This is a genomic window from Fuscibacter oryzae, assembly GCF_016765795.1.
In the GTDB taxonomy this organism is placed as follows: domain Bacteria; phylum Pseudomonadota; class Alphaproteobacteria; order Rhodobacterales; family Rhodobacteraceae; genus Fuscibacter; species Fuscibacter oryzae.
In genome coordinates, this window is sequence record NZ_JAESVP010000003.1 from 66,622 (window position 1) to 84,067 (window position 17,446).

General features: G+C 64.2%; 17 protein-coding genes. 6 read left to right on the forward strand and 11 right to left on the reverse strand.

Annotated features, from left to right (window positions below; all coding sequences use genetic code 11):
* Nucleotides 1-73: 73 nt before the first annotated feature.
* The 9 genes from JI744_RS06260 to pyrC form a co-directional block, all read right to left on the reverse strand.
* Nucleotides 74-679: a CvpA family protein gene (locus JI744_RS06260; protein WP_202658855.1), complete on the reverse strand. Its 606-nt coding sequence runs from the start codon at nt 677-679 to the stop codon at nt 74-76.
* A gap of 18 nt (nt 680-697) precedes the next feature.
* Nucleotides 698-2,056 carry a DNA repair protein RadA gene (gene radA / locus JI744_RS06265; protein WP_202658856.1) on the reverse strand — a complete coding sequence of 453 codons (1,359 nt, stop codon included), beginning with the start codon at nt 2,054-2,056 and terminating at the stop codon, nt 698-700.
* Nucleotides 2,057-2,087: 31 nt separating this feature from the next.
* Nucleotides 2,088-2,507 (reverse strand): paraquat-inducible protein A, encoded by a 420-nt coding sequence (locus tag JI744_RS06270; RefSeq protein WP_202658857.1) that lies wholly within the window; start codon nt 2,505-2,507, stop codon nt 2,088-2,090.
* Complete coding sequence (locus JI744_RS06275) at nt 2,508-3,254, reverse strand: ABC transporter ATP-binding protein (RefSeq protein ID WP_202658858.1); 747 nt, start codon at nt 3,252-3,254, stop codon at nt 2,508-2,510.
* Nucleotides 3,251-4,033, reverse strand: a complete 783-nt coding sequence (locus tag JI744_RS06280; RefSeq protein WP_202658859.1) for an MlaE family ABC transporter permease — start codon at nt 4,031-4,033, stop codon at nt 3,251-3,253. Before JI744_RS06280 ends, JI744_RS06275 begins: the two co-directional genes overlap by 4 nt.
* Entirely contained in the window at nt 4,030-5,079 is a 1,050-nt protein-coding gene (alr, locus tag JI744_RS06285) for an alanine racemase (protein ID WP_202658860.1), read from the reverse strand. Before alr ends, JI744_RS06280 begins: the two co-directional genes overlap by 4 nt.
* A gap of 253 nt (nt 5,080-5,332) precedes the next feature.
* On the reverse strand, nt 5,333-6,838 hold the full coding sequence (locus JI744_RS06290; RefSeq protein ID WP_202658861.1) for a replicative DNA helicase: 1,506 nt from the start codon (nt 6,836-6,838) through the stop codon (nt 5,333-5,335).
* A gap of 218 nt (nt 6,839-7,056) precedes the next feature.
* On the reverse strand, nt 7,057-7,734 hold the full coding sequence (locus JI744_RS06295) for an orotate phosphoribosyltransferase (protein WP_202658862.1): 678 nt from the start codon (nt 7,732-7,734) through the stop codon (nt 7,057-7,059).
* A 108-nt stretch (nt 7,735-7,842) separates the two neighbouring features.
* Complete coding sequence (gene pyrC, locus JI744_RS06300; protein WP_202658863.1) at nt 7,843-8,883, reverse strand: dihydroorotase; 1,041 nt, start codon at nt 8,881-8,883, stop codon at nt 7,843-7,845.
* 141 nt (nt 8,884-9,024) lie between these two features.
* Between pyrC and JI744_RS06305 the strand changes: the two genes are divergently transcribed.
* Both JI744_RS06305 and JI744_RS06310 read left to right on the forward strand, forming a co-directional pair.
* Nucleotides 9,025-9,321, forward strand: coding sequence for a hypothetical protein (locus tag JI744_RS06305; RefSeq protein ID WP_202658864.1), 297 nt, complete (start codon nt 9,025-9,027; stop codon nt 9,319-9,321).
* 17 nt (nt 9,322-9,338) lie between these two features.
* Nucleotides 9,339-9,713, forward strand: a complete 375-nt coding sequence (locus tag JI744_RS06310; RefSeq protein WP_236019299.1) for a lysozyme inhibitor LprI family protein — start codon at nt 9,339-9,341, stop codon at nt 9,711-9,713.
* On the opposite strand, the gene JI744_RS06315 is transcribed toward JI744_RS06310, so the two are convergent.
* Together JI744_RS06315 and JI744_RS06320 are read right to left on the reverse strand one after the other, a co-directional pair.
* On the reverse strand, nt 9,710-10,675 hold the full coding sequence (locus JI744_RS06315) for a phosphoadenosine phosphosulfate reductase (protein WP_202658865.1): 966 nt from the start codon (nt 10,673-10,675) through the stop codon (nt 9,710-9,712). The two genes, JI744_RS06310 and JI744_RS06315, sit on opposite strands and share 4 nt — an antisense overlap.
* A 159-nt stretch (nt 10,676-10,834) precedes the next feature.
* The gene (locus JI744_RS06320; protein ID WP_202658866.1) at nt 10,835-11,872 is read right to left on the reverse strand and encodes a glycosyltransferase family 2 protein; all 1,038 of its coding nucleotides are present in this window, start codon (nt 11,870-11,872) and stop codon (nt 10,835-10,837) included.
* Between the two features lie 126 nt (nt 11,873-11,998).
* On the opposite strand from JI744_RS06320, the gene JI744_RS06325 reads away from it, so the two are divergent.
* The 4 genes from JI744_RS06325 to JI744_RS06340 all read left to right on the forward strand — a co-directional run bounded on the left by JI744_RS06325 (nt 11,999) and on the right by JI744_RS06340 (nt 17,434).
* Complete coding sequence (locus JI744_RS06325) at nt 11,999-12,886, forward strand: AAA family ATPase (RefSeq protein ID WP_202658867.1); 888 nt, start codon at nt 11,999-12,001, stop codon at nt 12,884-12,886.
* Nucleotides 12,883-13,734 (forward strand): MBL fold metallo-hydrolase, encoded by an 852-nt coding sequence (locus tag JI744_RS06330; RefSeq protein WP_202658868.1) that lies wholly within the window; start codon nt 12,883-12,885, stop codon nt 13,732-13,734. Before JI744_RS06325 ends, JI744_RS06330 begins: the two co-directional genes overlap by 4 nt.
* Before the next feature lie 64 nt (nt 13,735-13,798).
* Complete coding sequence (locus JI744_RS06335) at nt 13,799-15,058, forward strand: vWA domain-containing protein (RefSeq protein ID WP_202658869.1); 1,260 nt, start codon at nt 13,799-13,801, stop codon at nt 15,056-15,058.
* Nucleotides 15,059-15,181: 123 nt separating this feature from the next.
* Nucleotides 15,182-17,434, forward strand: a complete 2,253-nt coding sequence (locus JI744_RS06340; protein ID WP_202658870.1) for an OmpA family protein — start codon at nt 15,182-15,184, stop codon at nt 17,432-17,434.
* Nucleotides 17,435-17,446 lie beyond the last annotated feature (12 nt).

Genomic DNA, 17,446 nt, shown 5'->3' on the forward strand with positions numbered 1-17,446 from the left:
GTGGGCTTATGGCGCACCATGTAGGCCCTCGCCGCCGGGAAGTCACCCCCGGAAAGTCACCGTTTCGTGACGATCAGTTGCTTGCCGGGGCGGTTGCCTCTGGCGCGGGCGTTGCGGCGGGTGTGGTGCCTGCGCAAACGGCGGTCAGGCTGTTATAGCGCGACACGATCCAGCCGGGGGCATCATCGGGCACGGCGGCGTCAATATTGGCCTGAAACGAGGCGAAAATCTTGGCCGAGCGCGAGTCATCGACCATTTGCACGGTGTTTGCCGCCACCGCGCGATCATAGACCAGAAAAGCCACGCCGACCAACAGTATGCCGCGCACGACGCCGAACAGGAAGCCCAGCCCCTGATCAATTCCGCCAAGGGCAGAGCGTTGCACGACAGAGGAAAACAGCGGCGTGAACAGTGAGGCCAGAATCAGGCCCACAGCAAAGACAGCGGCGAAAGAGGCGATGATCGACAATTCGCAACTGTCGCCCAGAAATTTGCCGACCACCGGCAGTTCCTTGACCAAGGGTTGCGCGGCGGGTGCAAAGGCGTATCCCAACAGGGCCGCGCCGATCCAGCCGACAATCGCCATCGCCTCTCGCACAAAGCCGCGCGAGTAGGCCAGGATTGCGGACATCACGATGATCACGGCGACGCCTGCGTCAACCAGGGTAAAGCCTTCCATACGCCCCTCCGGCGGGTCTTAGCCCGCTCCGAAAATCTCTCCGGTAAAGGCGGTAAGGTCGGGCATTTCCCGCACGCTCATCCCCTCTACCGCGCCTGCCTTGGACCGGCTGGGCGCAATGGCTTGTGAGAAACCAAGTTTCGCCGCTTCTTTCAACCTGTTTTCGGTCTGCCCCACCGGACGCAGCGCGCCCGACAGGCTGATTTCGCCGAAAAGCACCGTTTCGGGGGGAATTGCGACATCCTCGCGGGCCGACAACAGGGCCGCAGCCACCGCAAGATCGGCGGCAGGCTCGGTCACGCGCATACCTCCCGCCACGTTCAGGAACACATCGAGGCCCGCGAAGGGGATGCCGCAGCGCGCCTCCAACACGGCAAGAATCGTGGAAAGCCGCCCCGAATCCAGCCCCACCACCGTGCGGCGTGGCGTGCCCAAGGGGCTGGGCGCGACCAGCGCCTGAATTTCGGTCAGCACTGGCCTTGTGCCTTCGATGCCCGCAAAAACCGCGCTGCCGGGGTTGGGCTGCCCGCGTTCCGACAGGAACAGGGCCGACGGGTTGGTGACTTGCGACAAGCCGACGCCCGTCATTTCGAACACGCCAATCTCATCCGCCGGACCAAAGCGGTTCTTCACCGCGCGCAGGATGCGGAACTGATGGCCGCGCTCGCCCTCGAAATAAAGAACCGTATCGACCATGTGTTCCACCACACGCGGCCCGGCAATCTGGCCGTCCTTGGTGACATGACCGACAAGGATCACCGCCACCCCGCGCCGCTTGGCGAAGGTCACCAGCTCATGCGCCGCTGCGCGCACTTGCGAAACGCTGCCGGGCGCGGAATCAACCGTATCCAGCCACATCGTCTGGATCGAATCGATGATCGCCAGACCGGGGCGCTCGGCATCCAGCGTGGTCAGAATATCGCGCAGGTTGGTCTCGGCCCCCAACCGCACCGGCGCATCGGCAAGGCCCAGCCGCTGGGCCCGCATCCGCACCTGCGCGCTGGCCTCCTCGCCAGAAATATAAAGGCAATTCAGCCCTTTGCGCGCAAAGCTGGCGGCAGCCTGCAACAGCAGGGTGGATTTCCCGATGCCGGGATCCCCGCCCACCAGCACGGCAGAGGCGGGCACAAGTCCGCCCCCCAGCACCCGGTCCAGCTCTTCCATGCCGGACCCGACGCGGGGTGGCGGCGCCTCAATGCCGGACAGATCGGACAGGGCCACCGTCTTGCCCTTGCCACCCAGCGCCTTTGGGCCAGCCGACAGCGGCGCTTCTTCGACGATGGAATTCCACGCCCCGCAGGCCTCGCACCGGCCCTGCCATTTGCGATGCGACGCACCGCAAGCGGTGCAGGTGAAGGAGGGTCCGGCTTTGCTCATCTGCGCATCTGACCCGGATCGGCGGCGGGCTTCAAGCCTTGGTTCTGGCCGAGACCAGCAAGGACGCCAGAATGCAGCCCGTGAACAGCCACAGCCCCCAGGCGGTTTCCACCGTCACCACGCCCGCGCCCTTGGCCAACACGATATAAAGCGCGATCAGGAACACATCCGCCATCGCCAGCTTGCCCAGAACCGAAAGAACCGGCAGGGCGGCGGGTTTCAGCAGATCGAAATGGATCAGCGACAGACCGATGGTCTTGGCATAGGGCGCAAAGACCGCAAGAAACGTGACCAGCAGCGCCAGCGCCGCATCGGTTCCCCACAAGGATTGCAGGCCGGTCACCACCGAAATCTCATCCATCCCGAACAGCGGCAGCACTGCCGCCCGCATCAGGGGCGCGAACCATGACAGCGGGAACAGGATAAGAAGGGCAAGGTTCAGCCAGCGCATTCAGCGCACCGATTCAATCGGACCATCCGCCCGGCCATGGATGAACTGCTGCACATAAGGGTCTGGCGTGGCGTCCATTTCTGAAACCGGGCCGGTCCACTGGATCACGCCTTGGTGCAGCATCGCCACCCGGTCGGCGATGGCGCGGACGGAACTCATGTCATGGGTGATGGTCATGGCGGTCGCGCCCATTTCCACCACGATCTCGCGGATCAATTCGTTGATGACGCCCGACATGATCGGGTCAAGGCCCGTCGTCGGCTCATCAAAAAAGATGATCTCGGGTTCCGCCGCAATGGCGCGGGCAAGGCCCACGCGCTTTTGCATCCCGCCCGACAACTCGGCCGGGTAAAGATCGGCCACCTCGGGCTTCAGGCCCACGCGGCGCAGCTTTTCCACCGCAATCGCGCGCGCTTCGGTCTTGGGGCGCTTCTGGTGGCCGCGCAGCAGACGAAAGGCCACGTTTTCCCAGACGCGCAGGCTGTCAAACAACGCCCCGCCCTGAAACAACATGCCGAACCGCGCCAGAAAGGCATCACGGTCACCCTTGGTCACATCCACGCCGTCCAGAGTGATTGTGCCCAGATCGGGCCGCACCAGCCCCAGCACCGATTTCAACAGCACCGATTTCCCGGTGCCCGACCCGCCGATCACCACCATCGACTGCCCCTTGGGGATCACCAGATCCACCCCGCGCAGCACCCGGTTGTCGCCAAAGGCCTTATGAACGCCGGACAGTTCGATCATGCTGAAAAGAACACCTCTGTCAGCAGATAATTCGAGGCAAGGATGAGGACCGAGGCCGCCACCACCGCTGCCTTGGTGGCCGCGCCCACCCCCTGCGCCCCGCGCCCCGAGGTCATGCCCATATAGCAACCCATCAGCGCCACCAGAAACCCGAACACCGCGCCTTTGACCAGACCAGAGCCGATGTCCCAGAATTGCAGGAAATCCAGGGTGTTCTTCAGGTATCCGGCCGAATTGAAATCCAGCCGCGAAATCGCCACCAGCCAGCCCCCGGCGATGCCGATGGAATCGCCTACCGCCACCAGAACCGGCACGGCCAAAGTGGCGGCCAGAATGCGCGGCACGGCCAGATATTTCATCGGGTTGGTCGAAAGCGTGGTCAGCGCGTCAATCTGCTCGGTCACTTTCATCGTGCCCAGTTCGGCGGCGATAGAGCTGGCAACCCGCGCCGCCACCATCAAGCCGCCCAGCACCGGGCCAAGTTCGCGCGTCATGCCGATGGCCACGATCTGCGGCACCACCGCCTCGGCGTTGAAGCGGGCGCCCCCTGCATAGATTTGCAGCGCCAGCGCGCCGCCGGTGAAAATCGCGGTCAGGCCGACAACGGGCAGCGACAGCCAGCCGATCTGGATCAGCGCGGTCAGGAACTCTCGCCCATAGAACGGCGGGCGGAACAAATGGCTGACGGCCTCGCCCGCGAACAGGGCCACGCGGCCAACGGCGGCCAGCGCCCGCAGGACTGGGCGACCAAGGGCTGCCAGCGGAGAGGCTATGCTCACGTCCGGCCTTCCAGATAGCGGCGGGTATAGCGCGGGCCAAGGCTGGTCAGAATCTCATAGCCAATGGTGCCCGCCGCATCGGCCAGATCGTCGGGGCCTTGATGCGGGCCAAGAATGTCCAGCGATTTCGGGACTTCCGTCAGATGGCTGATATCCACCGTGATCAGGTCCATCGAGACGCGGCCCACCAGTGGGCAGGGCGTGTCGCCATCCCACAAAACCGCCCGGTTCGACAGGCCCCGGCGCAAGCCATCGGCATAGCCGGCGGGCAGGGTGGCAATCAGCGAGGGCTGCTCTGCCACCCAGCTTGCTGCGTAACCCACGGCCTCGCCCGGCGCGACCTCTCGCACCTGCAGGATGGGCAGCGACAGGGTGACGGCGCGCAACGCCCCTTCATAAGGTAGCCCGCCATAAAGGCCGATGCCGGGGCGCGTCAGGTCAAAATGATAGCGCGGGCCAAGCAGGATACCCCCCGTTGCAGCCAGCGACCGTGGCACGCCGGTGCCTTCGGTCATGGCTTGGAAATTGGCCAGTTGCAGCTCGTTCAGCGCATGGTCCGGCTCATCGGCGCAAGCAAGGTGCGACATGAGAAGCTCTGGCGAAGCCTCCAGTACGAAGGGGGCCGCCGCCTCCCATTCCGCTTCTTCCATGCCTAGGCGGTTCATGCCGGTATCAAGCTGCACGCCAAAGGCATGGCCGGGCAGCGATTCCAGATGGCGCGTCACCTGATCAAGGCTGTTCAGCATCGGCGTCAGGTCAAGGTCCGAGATCATCTCGGTATCACCCGGCATATGGCCCGACAGCACGCAGATCTGCGGCCCCGGTCCCAAGGCCTGCCGCACCTGCGCGCCTTCTTCTGCGACGGCGACGAAAAACCGCCGTGCGCCGGCATGGGCCAGGGCGCGTGCCACACGGTCTGCGCCAAGGTTGTAAGCATTGGCCTTGACCACGGCGGCGGTTTGCACGCCCGAGGCCGAGGCGCGGTCTAGCGCCCGCCAGTTGGCGGCGATTGCATCAAGGTCGATGGTGAGGAGTCCGGTTGCCATGGCAGGGGTTTTGACATCTGGGCTGTGCGGGTCAAGGGGAATTTGCCCGAATGGGGGGCCGCCCGGGCGGGGCATCGAACCCCGCGCGGGCGGGCTGTCGCGGAACGGGCGGTTGAGGGGGTGCTGGTGGCAGGCGGCGCTGCCTCCGGCGGGAGTAGTTGAAGAAGGGCAAAACGATGTGGCGGTCTTTGCCATTGCCCTTCAGGAAATACTCCACGGGAGTGCGGGGGTGTGAAACCCCCGCTGCCTGCGGTCAGAAACCGGGGTCCGGCCCGTCTTGCCAAGGCTTTGCCAGATTGCCAAAGCGGGTGAAGCGGCCTTCGAACGACAGTTCCACCGTGCCGATCGGCCCGTGGCGCTGTTTGCCGATGATCACCTCGGCCTTGCCATGGCATTTCGACATCATGTCCTGCCAGGCGGCCATCTTGTCCAGCTCGTGGTCGGCGGGTTTTTCCCGCTCGCGGTAATATTCCTCACGGAAGACGAACATCACCACATCGGCATCCTGTTCGATCGAGCCGGATTCGCGCAGGTCGGAAAGTTGCGGGCGCTTGTCCTCACGGCTTTCGACCTGGCGCGACAGCTGCGACAGGGCGATCACCGGGACGTTCAGTTCCTTGGCGATGGCCTTAAGCCCTTGGGTGATTTCGGAAACTTCCTGCACCCGGTTCGCCTCGGAGGATTTGGACGAGCCTTTCAGCAGTTGCAGGTAGTCGATCATCAGCACATCCAGCCCATGGGTGCGTTTCAGGCGGCGGGCGCGGGCAGCGACCTGCGAAATCGGCAGGGCGGGGGTGTCGTCGATGTAAAGGGGGCAGGCTTCCAGATCCTTCGCCGCATCGACGAATTTGCGGAACTCGAATTCCTCCATATCGCCGCGGCGGATCTTTTCGGACGGCACTTCGGAGGCTTCGGACAGGATCCGCGCGGCAAGTTGTTCGGCGCTCATTTCAAGGCTGAAAAAGCCCACGACCCCGCCATCGACCGCGCCTTCGTTGCCATCGTGCTTGCGGCCGCGCTTGTAAGCCTTGGCGACGTTGAAGGCGATGTTGGTGGCAAGCGAGGTTTTGCCCATCGATGGGCGACCGGCCAGAATGATCAGGTCGCTTTCGTGCAAGCCGCCCAGTTTCTTATCAAGGTCGATCAGGCCGGTGGAAATCCCCGCCAGGCCGCCGCCACGCTGATAGGCGGCGTTGGCCACGTTCACGGCATCGGTTACGGCCTTGAGAAAGCTTTGAAACCCGCGTTCGGCAACGCCCTGTTCGCCCAGCTTGTACAGGCGCTGTTCGGCTTCGGTGATCTGTTCCTTGGGTTCCGAGGTGATCTCGATCTTGGCGGCCTTGGCGGCGATGTCGCGGCCAAGGCCGATCAGTTCGCGGCGCACGGCCAGATCATAGATCATCTGGGCATAGTCGCGCGCGGCAAAGGCCGAAATCGCCGCGCCGGCCAGACGGACCAGATAGGCCGGGCCGCCCAGCTCCTTCAGGCCCTCGTCATCTTCAAAGAACGGTTTCAGCGTGACGGGGCTGACAAGCGCGTTTTTCTGGATTCGGGCCGAGGCCTTTTCAAAGATGCGGCGGTGAACAGGATCAAAGAAATGCTCGGCCTTGACCAGCATCGACACGCGGTCGAACACGTCGTTGTTGGTCAGGATCGCGCCCAGAAGCTGCTGTTCCGCCTCGATATTCTGGGGCAGAACCTCGGCGTCGTCGGCCTGCTTGGCGGGCAGTGCGGGCGCCAGCTTGGCGATCTCGTTCATCTCATCCTCCGTCCGAAGCCCCCGGAGTAGCCGGGGCGGCCCCGTGGGGCAACGGGGAAATCCCTAAAGGAAAACCCCCGACGACTCGGCGCCCATGGTAGGCCAGACAATCCAGCCTACCACATCTGGGAGTTATTGGCGTGCAAACAAGGTCAGGCGCGATTCGCAGGCCAAACTGCCCACAAGACGCCCACAGACTTGTCCCCTGATTTCGCGTGCTACTTCGCCCGTGCCGCCTGCCAGGCGCGCGGATCGGTCAGGAATGCCTCGACCTCGGTCAGCGTTGTGGAATCAAAGGCGCCCGAGGCGCGGGCCTCGGCCAGAACGTCCCACCATGTGCAAAGGTGATGCAGTGCCACGCCGTGATCGGCCAGCCGCTGGGTCGTTTCGGGGAAGATGCCGTAGTAAAAGATCACCGCCGTATGGCCGCAGGTGGCCCCCGTTTCGCGGATCGCATCGACGAAAGACAGCTTGCTGCCGCCGTCGGTTGTCAGATCCTCGACCAGTAGAACCCGCTGGCCTTCGGTCATCGCGCCCTCGATCCGGGCATTGCGGCCATAGCCTTTGGGCTTTTTGCGCACATAGGTCATCGGCAGGGCCAGCCGTTCGGCCACCAGCGCGGCAAAGGGAATGCCCGCCGTCTCACCGCCCGCGATATTGTCAAACGCCTCAAACCCCGCGTCGCGCATCACCGTGACTGCAAGAAAATCCATCAGGGTAGAGCGGATGCGCGGATAAGAGATCAGCTTGCGGCAGTCGATATAGGTCGGGCTGGGCAGGCCGGATGCCAGCGTGAACGGCGTTTCGGCGTTGAAATGCACGGCCTTGATCTCCAACAGCGCGCGGGCGGTCAGGCGGGCGATTTCTTCGCGGGGCGGGAAGTTGGACGGGATCATGGCATCTCTCTTTCGCGTTGCGGCTTCCTCTTGGCAAAAATACTCCCCGCGGAGCGTCCGGCATGGGCCACAGGAGCCTCCGGCGGGGATATTTGGGCCAAGATGAAATCAGCTTTCCACATGCCAATGCACGGGGAAGCCAGGGTTGAAGACGGTGACAGGCCCAGCCTCGGTGAAGATCTTTTCAGGGAAGGTGGCGGGGGTATCGTGCTTGACCAGACGGATCGTGCCTTCGTTCACTGGCAGGCGGTAGAAGGCGGGGCCGTTCAGGCTGCTGAAGGCCTCCAGCTTGTCCAGCGCGGCTTCCTCTTCGAAGACATGGGCCAGAAGGGGCATGGTGTTGGTGGCGGTAAAGCACCCGGCGCAGCCGCAGGCGTGTTCTTTCAGCGCATCGACATGGGGGGCGCTGTCTGTGCCAAGGAAATAGGCGGGGTTGCCAGAGGTGGCGGCGCGGCGCAGCGCAAGGCGGTGTTTTTCGCGCTTGGCGACTGGCAGGCAATAGTAATGCGGTTTGATCCCGCCGACGAGGATATGGTTGCGGTTGATGATCAGGTGATGGGTGGTAATGGTCGCGGCCAGATTGCCACCCTGACCGGCATAGGCCACGCCTTCCTCGGTGGTGATATGTTCCATCACCACGCGCAATTCGGGCAGGCGGCGGCGAAGGGGGTCAAGCACGGTGTCGATGAACACGGCCTCGCGGTCGAAGATGTCAACCTCGGGTGTCACCACCTCGCCATGGGTGCAAAGGGGCAGGCCGATTTCGGCCATTTTCTCCAAGACCGGCATCACGGCATCAAGGTTGCGCACCCCGCCGTGGGAATTGGTGGTGGCCCCGGCGGGATAGAGCTTCACCGCCTTGACCAGCCCGCTGTTTGCGGCAGCCGCCACATCGGCGGGGTCGGTGCCCTCGGTCAGATAGAGCGTCATCAGGGGCTCGAAAGTGGCCCCTTCGGGGAGGGCGGCCAGAATGCGGTCGCGGTAGGCGGCGGCTTGCGCGCCGGTTACCACGGGCGGCACCAGATTGGGCATGATGATCGCCCGGGCAAAATGGCGCGCGGTTTCGGGCAGCACCCCGTTCAGCATCGCGCCATCGCGCAGGTGCAGGTGCCAGTCATCGGGGCGGCGGAGCGTCAGGCTTTGCATCATGGCCACAGGGCCTAGCGCAAGCGCGGGCACCTTTCCAGTACCAAGCTATGTGCAGGGGGCAATTCTGCCATGTTGGACCAATGTATACTGGTATCGGAAACTTAACATTCTTACTGTAGGCCGATCCAATTGGAGGCCATGATGCGATTTCCCACGTTTTTCGATTTGCTGAAGCCTTCGGTCGAGGCCAGCATGATGCTGGCAGAGGCGCAGATGGTGATTGGTATCCGCCTTGCGGGCATGGCGGGGCTGTGGCCGATGCCGGCCAAGGAATCGCTGCGGATGGTCACGGAAAAGATGGCGGCCAGCCAGGATTCGATGCAGGCCGCCATGATGGCGGGCTTGCGGGGGGCCACTCCGGCGCAGGTCGCCTCGGCGGCGATTGCGCCCTATCGTCAGCGCACAAAGGCTAATGCAAAGCGGTTGACCAAGGGATGAGGGGCGCCGGTTTCGCCATGCTTCTGGCGCTGTCTGCGACGGGGGCGATGGCAGAAGAGATCGATTGCACCAATGCAATGGCGCAGTCCGATCTGAACATTTGCGCGGTGCAGGATTGGCAGGTGGCGGATGACCAGTTGAACGCCGTCTGGCCAAAGGTGCTGGCCGCGCTTAAGGCCGCAGATGCCGAATTGCCGGCCGAGTTGAAGGGCGGCGAAAAGGCTCTGCGCGAGGCACAGCGCGCCTGGATCACCTTTCGCGATGCAGAGTGCAAGGCCGAGGGATATCCGATGCGCGGCGGCAGCGCTGAACCCTTGCTGGTCTATGGCTGCATGGCGGCTTTGACCCGCGAGCGGACCGAGACTCTGGCCCGGATCGCCGACAGCTTTTAGCCCGGCTGATCGGCCTCTGCGGGAGCGGGCGTGGTCTTGTCGGCGCGCGCCTTCATCATGCGTTCCATCCGCCGGATGAAGCGCGGGGCCTTCAGGCGCGTCACCACCGATTTGCAGACCATCAGCGCCAGCGTTTCATGGCCACGGCTTTCGGTCCTGTCCAGCAGGGCGTGCAGGTAGGGGCCAAAGTTGCGCCGCTTGCGCCACAGCTTGCCAAAGCTGCTTTCGGACAGCCTGCCTGCCATGGCCATTTCAACAAAATCGGGCAGCAGGCCCAGCCGTGTCAGCGCCGGTTCGATCCGGTCACCCAGATAACGGGTAGAGAGCCGCGTGACCCAAGGCGCGCGGAACAGGGCCGCATGCATCGCATCGTCATCAACCGTCGGGTCCAGCATCAGCGTGACATGGCCGCAGCCCTCGGTCATGTCGGGGGCATAGCCATAGCGGCTGGTGAAATCCAGCAGGCGCGCAGCGGGATACCGGTGGTCCCAACTGGCCTGCACCGGGTTTTGCGTGGCATGGGGTGCCAGCGCCAGCACCCGAGACCCCGGCGCAGTCAGGGCAAAGGCGCAGGCGGCATAGCCCCCGGGTCCGACGCCATAAAACAGCACGCGGTTGAAATCTTCGAAAAAGGCGTCATCCACCTGACGGTCGAAAAAGCGGTACACAGCCGGGTCGCGGAACCAGGTGTCGCCATCGCTGATCAGGCAAAGCTGCGACCAGCCGTTGCGCACGGCCACATCATGGCCGAAGGGCATCTGCCCTGCACGGGCGCGGACCGAGTCAATCGTTTCGAACGTAACCAGCAGGTCGCGCCCTTCATCGGTGAAAAAGGCCCAGTGCTTTGCCCCCAGCGGATGGATGTAGCCTTCATCCTCGGTCAGCTCCTCAATAGCCTCCAGCCAGCCGTCGCGATCTGGTGCGTCGGCAACCTTTGCAAGGCTGGAGGCAGGATAGGGCATTCGATTCCGTTCCGTTAAATGTTCGGCAGATAAAGCGGGGTCAATGTTGGTCGAATTTGGGCCGGGGCAGGACGAGGGGCAAGTCACATTGCGGCAAGCAACGGCGGGCTGTGGCGAACAGTCGGGAAACATTGTTTCGGGCCAGCAGTCTGACGCGACCTAGGGTTGTTTTTTTGAATTTTCCGCGCGTGCAGCGTGAGAAATGATTAAATTTGCCATGGCCTTGTCGAGAATCCGGGTCGGCCCCGACATCAGCAGCCGCCCAAACAGAGCGCGCCATGGTTCGGCCTGCATCAGCGCCTGAAACCGGGTTTTTCGCCACTCCAAGGCTTGCTTGTGCAGGGGGCCAAGAACCCGGTCGCGGTGCAATTCCTCGCGCAGCGCGTGGCTGTCGGTGGCAAGGATCGTGCGGTCCTCGACCTCGCAGAAATTGCGGTCGATCCAATAGCCCATGTCAAAGCCCGAAGCCTCGCGATTGGCGCGGCCGCGGTCACATTTCAGCAGATAATCTTCCATGGAACCAAGGGCATAGTGGTTCAGTTGCACCAAAGCGTAATTGTCGCGGCTATAGTCGGAAAAGCTGCGGCTGCCCTTGGCCAGATCGGGCACTTCGCGGCCCGATCCGTCATACCAGCGCGGGCTTTGGCCGGGCATCAGGCCGCGTGGCCGATGGACGCCCGGTTTGCGCCAGATGCCCTGGTTGCGAAACAGCGTCTTGAACTGCTGCGCCCGCCAGGGCCAGGCCAGCGTCGCGGGGGCGGCGCGCTGGAATGTTTCCAGAACGCCGCGGCCCGCCGCATCAACCACGCCACAATTGCCGAACATTCGCCACGTCATCGCAATCGCATCGGCCTGTGGCAGCGTGCCGATCAGCGCGGCCAGTGTCCTGTCCCCGACATGGATATTGACGAATTCATCCACATCCAGCACGGCCAGCCAATCGGCATCCCGCAATGCCGGATGCCCCTCGGCCCGTTTCAGGGCGCTCCACTGCGGGCCCTGATCGTGCGGGCCTTCGTTGCGGATATGGGTCAGCCAACCCATTTCGGCCAGCCGGTCCAGCATGGCATCGGTGCCGTCGCTGCAATCGTTGGAAAAAGCCAGCACATGGCTGAACCCGCAGGTCCGGTGATGGGCCAGCCATTCCAGCAGGAAGGCGGCCTCGTTCTTGACGGTCAGGATGGCGGTCGCTTGCATGGCGGCAGATTGAACGGGCGGACAGGGGGGCGCAAGCACCATGCTTTGGTCGCGTGCGTCACCGCCCGCCATTGACCGCCGCGCGTCACCCGTCCAGCATGGCGCTGCCCGCGATGGAGGCCAGATGTGACCCAGCTACCCGCTTCGATAGATGCCGTTGAGATCCTTCTGGTGGAAAACGGCTATGTCGCCTCTCGCGCGCTGTCCACTGTGGTTTTCCTCGCCCTGCGCCTTGGCCGCCCGCTGTTTCTGGAGGGCGAGGCCGGGGTGGGCAAGACCGAGATTGCCAAGGTCATCGCGCAGGCACTGGGCCGCCGTCTGATCCGCCTGCAATGCTATGAAGGGCTGGATCAGGCCAGCGCGGTCGCCGAATGGAATTTCGCCGCCCAGATGATCGCGGTCAGGACGGGCGAGGCCGAGGGCCGCGCCAGCCTGTTCACCGAAGAGTTCCTGATCGAACGCCCGCTACTGGCCGCGATGCGCCCGCAACCCGGCGGCGCGCCCGTGCTGCTGATTGACGAGCTGGACCGCACCGATGAACCGTTCGAGGCCTTCCTGCTGGAGGCGCTGTCGGATTTTCAGGTCACCATCCCCGAACTGGGCACCATCAGGGCACCCGAACCGCCCATCGTCATCCTCACCTCGAACCGCACCCGCGAAGTGCATGACGCGCTGAAACGCCGCTGCCTTTACCACTGGGTCGATTACCCGGCCTTTGACCGAGAGCTGGAAATTCTGCACGCCCGCGTGCCAGAGGCGACCGAGGCCCTGTCCCGAGAGGTGGTGGCCTTCGTTCAACGTCTGCGCGGCGAAGACCTGTTCAAACGCCCCGGCGTGGCCGAAACCATCGACTGGGCGAAATGCCTGCTGGCGCTGGATGTGGTGTCGCTGTCGCCAGAGGTCATCGCCGACACGCTGGGAGCGATCCTGAAATATCAGGACGATATTCAAAAGATTGCGGGGCTGGAGGCGACAAAGCTCCTAGATCAGGTGCGCAAGGGGCTGGCGGCATGAGGATTCTGGAACCCGCCCCCGGTATCCTTGGCTTTTACGAAGGGCGCGATGGTGTCCGCTATCTGCCGCAGGAAAACTGGGTCGATGATGGCGCGTTGTCCTTGGGCATCGCCAGCTATGCCCTGCTCGCGGGCGACCATGCGCTGGTCTATGACACCCATGTCGCCCCCGACCGCGCCCGTTTCATCCGCAAGTACCTGAAGGACAGGGGCATTCGCCACTTCACCGTCGTGCTGTCGCACTGGCACCTTGATCATGTGGCCGGAACCGAGGCTTTCGCCGATTGCGAGGTCATCGCCAACACCCGCACCGCTGCGCATCTCTTGACCCACAAATCAGCCATCGAGGATGGCAGTTTCCACGGTGCCCCGGCAATCAACCCCCTGATCCTGCCGACGCGAATCTTTGATCACCTCCTTGCGCTTGAAGGCTTTGGCGAAAGGGTCGAACTGCTTACCTTCAACATCCATTCCGATGATGCCACCATAATCTGGTTGCCGGATCGCGGCATTCTGTTGGCGGGCGATACGGTGGAAGATTGCGTCACCTATGTCGGCGAAGTTGAATATCTTGAAAGCCATGTTGCCGATCTGGCCCGCCTTGCCACACTTAACCCGGCAAAGGTGTTGCCCAACCACGGCTCCCCCGACATCATCGCCACGGGCGGCTATCCCCCCGGCCTGATCACGGCCACTGCCGATTACACCCGCGCGCTGATCGACCGTCGCGCCGCCCGCCCGCTGCCTGACTTGCTGAAACCCCATCTTGACGCAGGCCACCTGCACTACTTCCAACCCTACGAGGCGATCCACGCCCAGAACCTTGCCCGCGTCGCGGCAATCGGATGACCCTTTCATCTGTTCATAAATATCCCACGGGGGTGCGGGGGTGTGAAACCCCCGCCGCCGACAGATGACAGCCGCGCCACCTCTGCCACCCGCAGGCAAACTGCCGCAGAACATCACGCATTTTGCTCGCGCCTTGCGCAAGGCGGGCCTGCCGGTCGGTCCCGCCCGCGTGATCGACGCCATCCGTGCGGTCGAGGCGGCGGGCTTTACCCGGCGCGAGGATTTTTATTGGACGCTGCATGCCTGCCTCGTTTCCCGCCCCGAGGAACGGGCGGTCTTTGATCAGGTCTTCCGCCTGTTCTGGCGTGACCCACAGTATCTGGAACACATGATGTCGTTCCTGTTGCCGCAGGTGCGCGGCGCACAGCCCGACCGCGCCGCCGTTGCCGCCGAAAAGCGCGCGGCGCAGGCGCTGCTCGATGGGGCGACCCCTCCGGCCCCCGACCTGCCCACCAAGGAACCCGACCCCCAGATCGAGATTGACGCGACCGCCACCGCCAGCGCCGAAGAACGGCTGAAGACGCTCGACTTCGAACTGATGTCGGTCGAAGAGATGGCCGAGGCAAAGCGGATGCTGGCCAGCCTGTCGCTGCCCGTGAAACCCCTGCCCACCCGGCGGATGCAGGCCGCCGCGGCCGGGCCACGGATCGACCCGCGCGCCACCTTTCGCGCCGCCCTGCGCACCGAGGGCGAGGTTCTGGCCCTCCGCCACCGCCAGCCCCGGATCCGCTGGCCCAATCTGGTGGTGCTGTGCGATATTTCGGGCTCGATGAGCCAATATAGCCGCATGGCGTTGCAGTTCGTGCATAGCGTGGCCAACCGCAAGGGGCAGGGCTGGGCACGGGTTCACGCCTTTACCTTTGGCACCCGCCTGACCAACATCACCCGCCATCTGGCGCGGCGCGATGTTGATCAGGCGCTGGCCGCAGCCGGGGCAGAGGCGCAGGACTGGTCTGGCGGCACCCGCATCGGTGCCAGCTTGCGCGCCTTCAACCGCGACTGGTCGCGGCGCGTGCTGGGGCAGGGGGCGGTGGTGCTGCTGATCACCGATGGCCTTGACCGGGATGACGCGGGCCAACTGGCCGCCGAGGCGCAGCGCCTGCACCTGTCTTGCCGCCGGCTGATCTGGGTCAACCCGCTGCTGCGCTGGGACGGGTTTGCGCCCAAGGCTGCGGGCATCCGCGCCCTTCTGCCCCATGTTGACAGCTTTCGCGCGGGCCATTCCATCGCTTCGCTGGGCGCACTTGGCCGAGCGATCTCGGATGCCGATGATGGCGGCGAAAAGGCCCGGCTGATGCGTCTTTTGGCCCCCGCTATCGCCTGACAGGCGGCAAGTCGCTGCCTGTTATGGCATATCAGCCGTGCAATGCCATTTTCTTATGCGTGAAGCCCGTGCAAGCTGCTCGCCATGGAATCGGCGGCTCCGGCAACCGGAAAGGACTTTGAGATGAAAAGACTTCTTGGATCGACCACCGCGCTGTCTTTGGCGCTGACGCCTGTGCAACCCTGGCCGCTTTGGGCGCAAACCGAAGGCACCGTGCAATGCGACCCGTCGCAGGATGCCAATTGCCAGCCAAGTGACAACGGGGCCGCGCAGGCCGCCGCCGAAGAAGCCGCCCGGGCCCAGGCCGAAGCCGAGGCCCGCGCTGCCGAAGAGGCCGCCGCCGCCCAAGCGGCTGCGGAACAGGCCGCCGCCGAAGAGGCGGCCCGCGCCCAAGCCGAAGCGGAAGCTGCAGCCCAGGCCGAGGCGCAGGCCCAAGCTGAAGCACAGGCGCAGGCCGAGGCTGAAGCCGCCGCCCAAGCAGAAGCCGCCGCCCAAGCAGAAGCACAAGCTCAGGCCGAGGCGCAAGCCGCCGCGGACGAGGCCGCGCGCCTGCAAGCCGAGGCGGACGCCAAGGCCGCCGAAGAGGCCGCCGCCGCTCAGGCCGCTGCCGATGCGGCTGCCCAAGCGGATGCGGATGCAAAAGCCGCAGAAGAGGCTGCCAAATCCCAAGCCGCCACCGATGCGCCCGCAACGACAGAACCGGCAGCCGAAGAGCCTGCGGTTGTGATCCCGGCCCCTGCGGACACCACGGCCGAAACCCCCGCGACAGATACCCCCGCGACCGAAGACCCCGCCACCGCCGAGACCGCCGCCCCCGATACCCCGGCTGTGACCGATCAGCCTGCGGAGACCGGGGATGCAGCCACCGGCGAGGCAGCCACGGGTGAAGCCTCCACCACCGAGGAACCCGCCGCTGACGGGCAACTGACCCTGCCCGCCACGGGTGAGGCGGCAACTGGAACCGAAGCTGCGGGAACCGAAGCCCCCGCAACCGATGCCGCACCAGCCGATCAATCGGCAACCGGCGAGCAATCGACGGACCCGGCAACCGATCCTGCCGCCACCGCCACCCCCGAACAGGCTGCGGAAGAGACCGCTCCGGCTACGCTGACCCTGCCGGAACCCAGTGCCGATGTCACCGATCCGGCAGCCGGCCTTGCCACCGCCGAACCCGATCCTGCGGCGACCGAAACCACCCCGGTCGATGCGCCAGAGGTGACGCCGACCCAAGTGGAAAACCTGTCAGAAATTCTGGCAGACCCCAATTCGGTCAAGCCCGAGGGGTTGGAAGCCGCCGCTTTGGCAGAAACCCATGTGCCCCCCGCGTCTGAGGGGGATCTGGGCAAGTTGGGCGATCTGCCTGCGCCCAAGGATGCCGCCGTGCAGGTGGAAACCCTGACCGACCGCGACAGCCGTCGCTCGGATCAGGAATTCGCCGCCCCGCCGCTGATGCTGAAGGATGGCAAGAAATCCGGCCTGTCCGACCTTGAAAAGGTGGGTCTGGTGGTTCTGGGCGCGCTGGTGGTTGGCACCATCATCAATCAGGGTCGTCAGGATGAACGCCGCGTGGTGTCGAACACTGGCGACCGCATCGTGGTGCTGCGCCCCGATGGCACCTATGAGGTCTATAAGGACGACGACACCATTCTGCGCCGCCCCGGTTCGACCGTGCGGACCGAAACCTACCGCGACGGTTCAACCCGCAGCATCGTCGAACGCCGCGACGGTACCCAGATTGTCACCATCCGCGATGCCTCTGGCCGGGTGCTGCGCCGCACGCAATACGACCGGCATGGCCGCGAAATCGTGCTGATCGACGATTTCTGGGAAGAAGAACCCGTCATCGTGACCAAGCTGCCCAAGCCGCGCAAGGACCGGGTGACGATCTCGACCTCGGACGAGAATGCGGCACTGAAGGCGGCGCTGGCGGCGAAAGAGGCCGGCAAGGCAGGCCGCAAGTTCAGCCTGCGCCAGATCCGCGAAATTCCCGAAGTGCGGGCGCTGGCGGCCACGATCGACGTCGATAACGTCACCTTCGATTCTGGCAAATCGGCGATCAAGGCCGGAGAGGCGGATAACATGGCCGAACTGGGCGGTCTTATGCAGGATCTGCTTGCGGCGAACCCCGGCGAGGTGTTCTTGATCGAAGGCCACACCGATGCTGTTGGCGATGCGGCCATGAACCTTGCCCTGTCTGACCGGCGTGCGGAATCGGTGGCGCTGGCACTGACGGAATATTTCGACATTCCGCCCGAAAATATGGTGGTGCAGGGCTATGGCGAAAGCGAATTGCTGATCGACACTCAAAGGGATGAGCGCGCGAACCGCCGGGTGGTGGTGCGGGTGATCACGCCCCTGATGAAAACCGGCAAGTAAACCGCAATTCAT

Bases quoted from the DNA above. Each gene is read 5' to 3' on its own strand.
- JI744_RS06260 (WP_202658855.1), bottom strand. From the start codon at position 679: ATGGAAGGCTTTACCCTGGTTGACGCAGGCGTCGCCGTGATCATCGTG.
- radA (WP_202658856.1), bottom strand. From the start codon at position 2,056: ATGAGCAAAGCCGGACCCTCCTTCACCTGCACCGCTTGCGGTGCGTCG.
- JI744_RS06270 (WP_202658857.1), bottom strand. From the start codon at position 2,507: ATGCGCTGGCTGAACCTTGCCCTTCTTATCCTGTTCCCGCTGTCATGG.
- JI744_RS06275 (WP_202658858.1), bottom strand. From the start codon at position 3,254: ATGATCGAACTGTCCGGCGTTCATAAGGCCTTTGGCGACAACCGGGTG.
- alr (WP_202658860.1), bottom strand. From the start codon at position 5,079: ATGGCAACCGGACTCCTCACCATCGACCTTGATGCAATCGCCGCCAAC.
- JI744_RS06290 (WP_202658861.1), bottom strand. From the start codon at position 6,838: ATGAACGAGATCGCCAAGCTGGCGCCCGCACTGCCCGCCAAGCAGGCC.
- JI744_RS06295 (WP_202658862.1), bottom strand. From the start codon at position 7,734: ATGATCCCGTCCAACTTCCCGCCCCGCGAAGAAATCGCCCGCCTGACC.
- pyrC (WP_202658863.1), bottom strand. From the start codon at position 8,883: ATGATGCAAAGCCTGACGCTCCGCCGCCCCGATGACTGGCACCTGCAC.
- JI744_RS06305 (WP_202658864.1), top strand. From the start codon at position 9,025: ATGCGATTTCCCACGTTTTTCGATTTGCTGAAGCCTTCGGTCGAGGCC.
- JI744_RS06310 (WP_236019299.1), top strand. From the start codon at position 9,339: ATGCTTCTGGCGCTGTCTGCGACGGGGGCGATGGCAGAAGAGATCGAT.
- JI744_RS06315 (WP_202658865.1), bottom strand. From the start codon at position 10,675: ATGCCCTATCCTGCCTCCAGCCTTGCAAAGGTTGCCGACGCACCAGAT.
- JI744_RS06320 (WP_202658866.1), bottom strand. From the start codon at position 11,872: ATGCAAGCGACCGCCATCCTGACCGTCAAGAACGAGGCCGCCTTCCTG.
- JI744_RS06330 (WP_202658868.1), top strand. From the start codon at position 12,883: ATGAGGATTCTGGAACCCGCCCCCGGTATCCTTGGCTTTTACGAAGGG.
- JI744_RS06335 (WP_202658869.1), top strand. From the start codon at position 13,799: ATGACAGCCGCGCCACCTCTGCCACCCGCAGGCAAACTGCCGCAGAAC.
- JI744_RS06340 (WP_202658870.1), top strand. From the start codon at position 15,182: ATGAAAAGACTTCTTGGATCGACCACCGCGCTGTCTTTGGCGCTGACG.